Source organism: Cronbergia sp. UHCC 0137, assembly GCF_034932285.1.
In the GTDB taxonomy this organism is placed as follows: domain Bacteria; phylum Cyanobacteriota; class Cyanobacteriia; order Cyanobacteriales; family Nostocaceae; genus Cronbergia.
In genome coordinates this window covers 1-5,347 of the sequence record NZ_JAYGHC010000104.1, presented here as the reverse complement: position 1 = coordinate 5,347, position 5,347 = coordinate 1, and the positions used below count along the sequence as shown (strand labels likewise).

Below are 5,347 nucleotides of genomic sequence, written 5' to 3'. Positions count from 1 at the left end.
ATTTAACCAATGTCAATGGCACCCTCTACTTTACTGCTAATGACGGCGTTAATGGTAGGAAGATTTGGACTACCGATGGAACTTCGGCAAATACCCAAATTGCTGATATGGCTCTTTTCCCAACGGGGCTAGTCAGCTTTTTAGACAAGTTGTTTTTCCAAGCAGCAAGCCCAGATGGACTCAGAGCAGGGCTACAATTTTTAGATGTACAACCTTTAAATACAGTTAAATTTGGCTCTACCATCAGCGATAACATTACCCTCGAACCAAGCCAAAAGAGTCAAATCCTGTTTAGTGGTGATGGCGCAGACACAGTTGAATCAGTTACATCAGACAATCTCACCACAATTATTACTGGCACTGGTGATGATGTGGTGATTGTCGGGGGCAATTCTTCTGTACTTGCTGGTGATGGCAACGACCAGGTGAGGATTGGTGCCACAGGCCCCGTTGGTAACACCTCCGTCAATGCTGGTAACGGCAATGACACCATAGTGGTAGTAGAAGCAAGTACCAATAACAACCTGTTCGGTGCTGCTGGTATTGACAACCTAGAAGTAGTGGAAGGTGCCAATCAATTCCTATTTGGTGGTTCCGGTAATGATATTCTGCGTAGTAGTGGTAGCAATAACCGCCTCTACGGTGGTTCTGGCAATGATCAACTAACCGCGAACATCAATGACTTACTCTATGGTGGTGATGGAGATGATATTCTCTTTGCTGGCCAAGGTGGTGGCAATCGTTTAACTGGGGGTAATGATGTTGACCAATTCTGGATTGCCAATGCTAGTCTCCCAAGCAGTAAAAACATTGTGACTGATTTTGTATTAGGAACAGATGTGATTGGAATTGGTGGTATTGGGGTAACTCAATTGAGCCAACTGACATTAATGCAAGACGGTAACGACACCTTGGTGAAACTTGGTAATACTGAATTGGCATCATTGATAAATATTCAAGCTAGTACCTTGATGGCAAATAACTTTACCTTTGCTTAGAGATTATTAAAAAGTAATCCCTGAATAGAAAAGTAGGGGTAATTCATGGATTGCCTCTACTTTTAAAATTACCCGCGAATCACAATTATACTGCGTCCTGCGGGACTGGTGGCATTTTCTGTGGTGGTGCGTAGGCGAAGCCCGTCGTAGACATCGCTTAATGGCAATAAACCTTCACGGCGATCGAATATCACTAACCAACCCGTATCCAAATTTAACCCCGATAGATACTTATCCAATTGTTTTAATCCTTCTACTAAAGGATCTGGTTTACCGTCTCGCCATACTTTTAATTCCATACCTAAAGTTAAATCCCCATAGCGCAAACAAAGATCCATCCGCCCCGAACCCACTGCATATTCTCTTTCTAATGTGCCACCACCATTAACTACACGATGCAGAAAAGCCATTAACACTAAATGCGGTGCAATTTCAGGATAGGGGGTACTTTTAAATAATGGTTCTCCATGTTGTTGCCAAAATTCTAGAAATGCTGCCAATAGTTCCATTGGTAACATTTCCCCAGTCTCACTTAACCATCGCGGTTCAATCCTGCCGATGGAAGCGTTAGTGGTGTAGCTTAAAACTCTGGGTAAAACTTCTTGATAAATGGGATTAGCAATTTCTAAACCTCTTTTATTATCCATTTTGCATAGTCCCAAATCTAACAAATATCGAATATCGTCATTGGGAACATTCGGTAAATCTTGCCCTGCTAAAATTGGTTCTATGAGTCTCTTAACGCAATCTTCTCTCAATCTTTCAGCTAGGCTATCTAAATGGGTATCTTGTCGCTGAATTAAAATCTCCTTTGCTTGATTAATTAAATCCACTGTTATGGGAATTTCGACATTTTTAGTAATATATTCGACAACTTCTTTGGCTAAGGCATTGACTAACCAAGGTTGACCATCGGTTAAATAAAATGCTCGTTCAATTGCTTCAGGGGTGAAAATTTGTCCAGATGCTTCGGTATGCTGCTGATAAAGGTTTTGTACATCTTGGAAACTAAAATTACCTAAAGTAAGGGAACGGACTTTTATATTAAATGGACTTGATGTATTAAGGCGTTGACTGCCACCAGATGCAACTTTATAATCGCGCACATCGCGCATTCCAATTAAACATAAAGAATGGGGAAAACCCTGGGGACGATTGGGATAACCAGATCGCAGTTGTCTGAGTACCGAGATTAATGTTTCATCACTCAAGGCATCTATTTCATCGAGAAATACGACTAGAGGACGGGATGATTTTCTTGCCCAGGTACTTAATAATGTACCGATTAGGCTTCCTGCACTGGTATCTGGCCATTCTGGAGGATAAAGCTCTTCCGGCAGTCGATATTGAATAGATTGTTTCCATTCATCTAAAATGGCACGTTCGGCAGCCCCTGGATCGTGGGAAAAAACCGCTCCAACTTCCAGAGACAGCATCACGGCTGTATAAGCTCCACTGGCAGTCAATTCCTGTCCCAAGGTTAACATTGCTGTGGTTTTACCCACTTGTCGCGGTGCATGGATGACAAAATAATTGCGCTGATCAATCAGTTGTTTTAGTTCAGGTATTCGTTCTGAAGCAGACAGCATATAATGGATATCTGGTTGGCAGGGTCCTGCTGTGTTAAACCATTTGGGCATATTAACTTTGCTCAGTAAATGTCTACAGATTTAGTTTAAGCGATCGCCTAAATATTTTTCCCAATTCCCGCAAGCTCGGTTAATCTCTATAATCTGTGATCACTAAATTAACAGATGGGGAATTAATTAGGGGTTTAATAAATAATTCTGGGTGTAAAGAACGCCAAAAATAATAGACAAATTCTTCTATTTGTGTGTCACTCATACCCGATTTTCCAGCCGCAATCATTTGTTTTTCTGCTTGTTTACGCCATGCTAAGGAATAACGGTAATCTCTAGGATAAAGTACGATTAATCCATCTAAAAATTCCCACAGGGGTAGATATTCTTTGAGTCGTTCATTCATATCACGGGCAAATTCTCGGTCTTCCTCGGTGATAATTGGTGGTGGTGCGGTCGTAAATATGTCCGGGGAAATTGGTTGCACACCGACAAACCACCCTTCAAAGAGTATAATATCTATGTTATTGATAATTTCTGGTGTTGCGCGATCGCCCTCTCCTCCATGAGCAGATTTATCAAATCGAGGAACTGTGAAAGGACTCTTGCCTTGACGAATTTGCTCGAATAGAGTTAAACCTAAGTTAATGTCGTGAGTTCCTGGTGGACCTCGCCAAATTAATCGGGGATCATCCTGTTTTAACTTTAAGCGATCGCTATAAGTTTTATATAAGTCATCTAACGACAAACTCAAGGTCTGATATCCCCAATCTTGGAGAATCAAACTAAGAATGTGTGACATTGTAGTTTTGCCAGTTCCCTGTCCCCCTAAAATCCCTTGAATCATTGGTCTATCTAAGTTCTGCCGCTTTGATGCCAGATCGATCCCCAAGGGTAGCCACAAATCCCACAACATTTGTAACATCTTTTGGTGCGACATTTGTAGTTTACTTTCGCAAAACTCACCAATTTTTGGGAATACTAAGGGGAGAAGTTGCAATTTTTTTTGAATTACTGCATCTACATTGATTGGTGTAATATTAAAGGTTTTTGCCCTTAAACTATCTGCTAAAGCTGCTTTTTTCGCTAAATCCAACCCTGATGGATTGATTACACCCGTTGCTAAAATTTCACTTAACCATTCATTCAACATGATTTATGAACCCAACTTAAAGGCTTCTAAAAATAGTCCGTAGATAAAACCAACTTTTAGATAATTGAGTAGTTCTACCCAAAGTTCTTGTCTAGCAAAAAAGCTGCGGCTATAAAATATCCTGCTAGTAATCTCGGTTAAAAAAACCAAAAAAGCCGCAATTACAATGTCTAATTTTGACTCTTGCCCAGCAGTAGTAGATATCACCGAAGCCATAAAAAACCCAAACAAAAAACTAATTACCAGTAACGATAACCGTCGCCAAGGATTAAAAAACCACTGATTTAAATTTCTAGCAATAGTGTTAAATAAGTTGTTGATCCGAGTGTTTTGCATAAGTGAAACTGCCGTTAAAAAGTCAAGATATGTAAGTAATTCTTCTATTTCTAGTGTATATCAAAATGTGTCTCAAGTATTATATTCAGATTTTCTAGATTTTTTGAAAATTCTTACCCTGTTGGGTGGTATTTAAAAGCTATTAGCGTTATCTTAAAGATAAGGCTTATGAATGGGGAACAGAGCAAGAATACAGAGATTTCTGTGAAAATAATGAGCCATTATTTTTACTCAGCTACTTAATTCAACGGGGTAATCAAAAGTAGATAATTTGATCTAATTCCCATTAGGGATCAAAGGCTGCTATTGAGATCAGCCCCAGAAACTCTCTATTACTAAAAACTATCATTATGAAATTTACTGCATCTAATAACGTTGTCGTTATAGCTTCTGCATTGGGATTAATCGGATTAATAGCCGGGTATTTAGGAATAAGTATATCCTTTGAATCAACAGAAAAACCTCAGATGATCCCCACATCTACTACACCAGAAACCGTGATCTCTGCTCATGTATCTAACAATGAAACTATAACTGAAGCTACACCTGTGATCGAAGTTAAACAAGCTAAAGATGAAGTTTTACCTCCTAATTTAGCTTATCGGGTTGACTCTAATAATCAAACTAACCCAGAAGGAAGTTTACGCATGAGCAATCAAACAAATCAGCCTGTGCGTTTAGCTTTATTAGCACGACAGTCAGTAGTCAAAAAATCTACTTCACAGAATAATAAATATAATATTCCTGCTCATTGGGATTTTTCTCCCCAAGAAGGTAGTGAAGAGGGACTAATTTTATCTTTACCTCAAGGTAATTTACAATTAGAAAAGGGAGATGTTTTAGTCGCTTTTGCTCAAGATGGTTCGCGTCAATATTGGGGTCCCTATGTGGTGGGAGAAACTTCTTCTCCTCAATGGAATCCTCAAACTAAAGAATGGCGGTTAATTCTGAACAATTAAAACATTCTTGCTCCCTATACATATCTTCTTCTTTCTTTATTTCTTCGCGTCCTTTGCGTCTTTGCGGTTCATTTAATCTATATTCTTCTAGTGGGAAAGGAGTATGACTTACCCATTGATAAACTTTACTAAGGAACTTCCACAAAATAAATGATCCGGATTAACTAACCACAGAGGCACAGAGAACACAGAGAAATGAGGGTTTGAGTGTTTTTTTATTGGGAAATCCCTTAAATTAGACTTCTTGCAAAGCGCCTTTGCGTGAGCTTTTCAAGCATATTATTGACGACACCAAAGTATTTATGCAAGAGGTCTATTATA

General features: G+C 39.3%; 4 protein-coding genes and 1 pseudogene. 2 read left to right on the top strand and 3 right to left on the bottom strand.

Annotated elements, in window-relative coordinates:
* Positions 1 to 998 (top strand): annotated as a pseudogene (locus VB711_RS26235) (phytase); the annotation flags it as partial.
* A 68-nt stretch (positions 999 to 1,066) separates the two neighbouring features.
* Here the strand turns inward: VB711_RS26235 and VB711_RS26230 are convergent.
* The 3 genes from VB711_RS26230 to VB711_RS26220 all read right to left on the bottom strand — a co-directional run bounded on the left by VB711_RS26230 (position 1,067) and on the right by VB711_RS26220 (position 4,067).
* The gene (locus VB711_RS26230) at positions 1,067 to 2,638 is read right to left on the bottom strand and encodes an ATP-binding protein (protein WP_323289372.1); all 1,572 of its coding nucleotides are present in this window, start codon (positions 2,636 to 2,638) and stop codon (positions 1,067 to 1,069) included.
* A gap of 79 nt (positions 2,639 to 2,717) precedes the next feature.
* On the bottom strand, positions 2,718 to 3,731 hold the full coding sequence (locus tag VB711_RS26225; RefSeq protein ID WP_323289371.1) for a glycerate kinase: 1,014 nt from the start codon (positions 3,729 to 3,731) through the stop codon (positions 2,718 to 2,720).
* A gap of 3 nt (positions 3,732 to 3,734) precedes the next feature.
* Positions 3,735 to 4,067 (bottom strand): DUF565 domain-containing protein, encoded by a 333-nt coding sequence (locus VB711_RS26220; RefSeq protein ID WP_323289370.1) that lies wholly within the window; start codon positions 4,065 to 4,067, stop codon positions 3,735 to 3,737.
* 350 nt (positions 4,068 to 4,417) lie between these two features.
* Between VB711_RS26220 and VB711_RS26215 the strand changes: the two genes are divergently transcribed.
* Positions 4,418 to 5,026 (top strand): hypothetical protein, encoded by a 609-nt coding sequence (locus VB711_RS26215; RefSeq protein WP_323289369.1) that lies wholly within the window; start codon positions 4,418 to 4,420, stop codon positions 5,024 to 5,026.
* Positions 5,027 to 5,347 lie beyond the last annotated feature (321 nt).

Coding starts and splice junctions, on each gene's coding strand:
- VB711_RS26220 (WP_323289370.1), bottom strand. CDS start 4,067: ATGCAAAACACTCGGATCAACAACTTATTTAACACTATTGCTAGAAAT.
- VB711_RS26230 (WP_323289372.1), bottom strand. CDS start 2,638: ATGCCCAAATGGTTTAACACAGCAGGACCCTGCCAACCAGATATCCAT.
- VB711_RS26225 (WP_323289371.1), bottom strand. CDS start 3,731: ATGTTGAATGAATGGTTAAGTGAAATTTTAGCAACGGGTGTAATCAAT.
- VB711_RS26215 (WP_323289369.1), top strand. CDS start 4,418: ATGAAATTTACTGCATCTAATAACGTTGTCGTTATAGCTTCTGCATTG.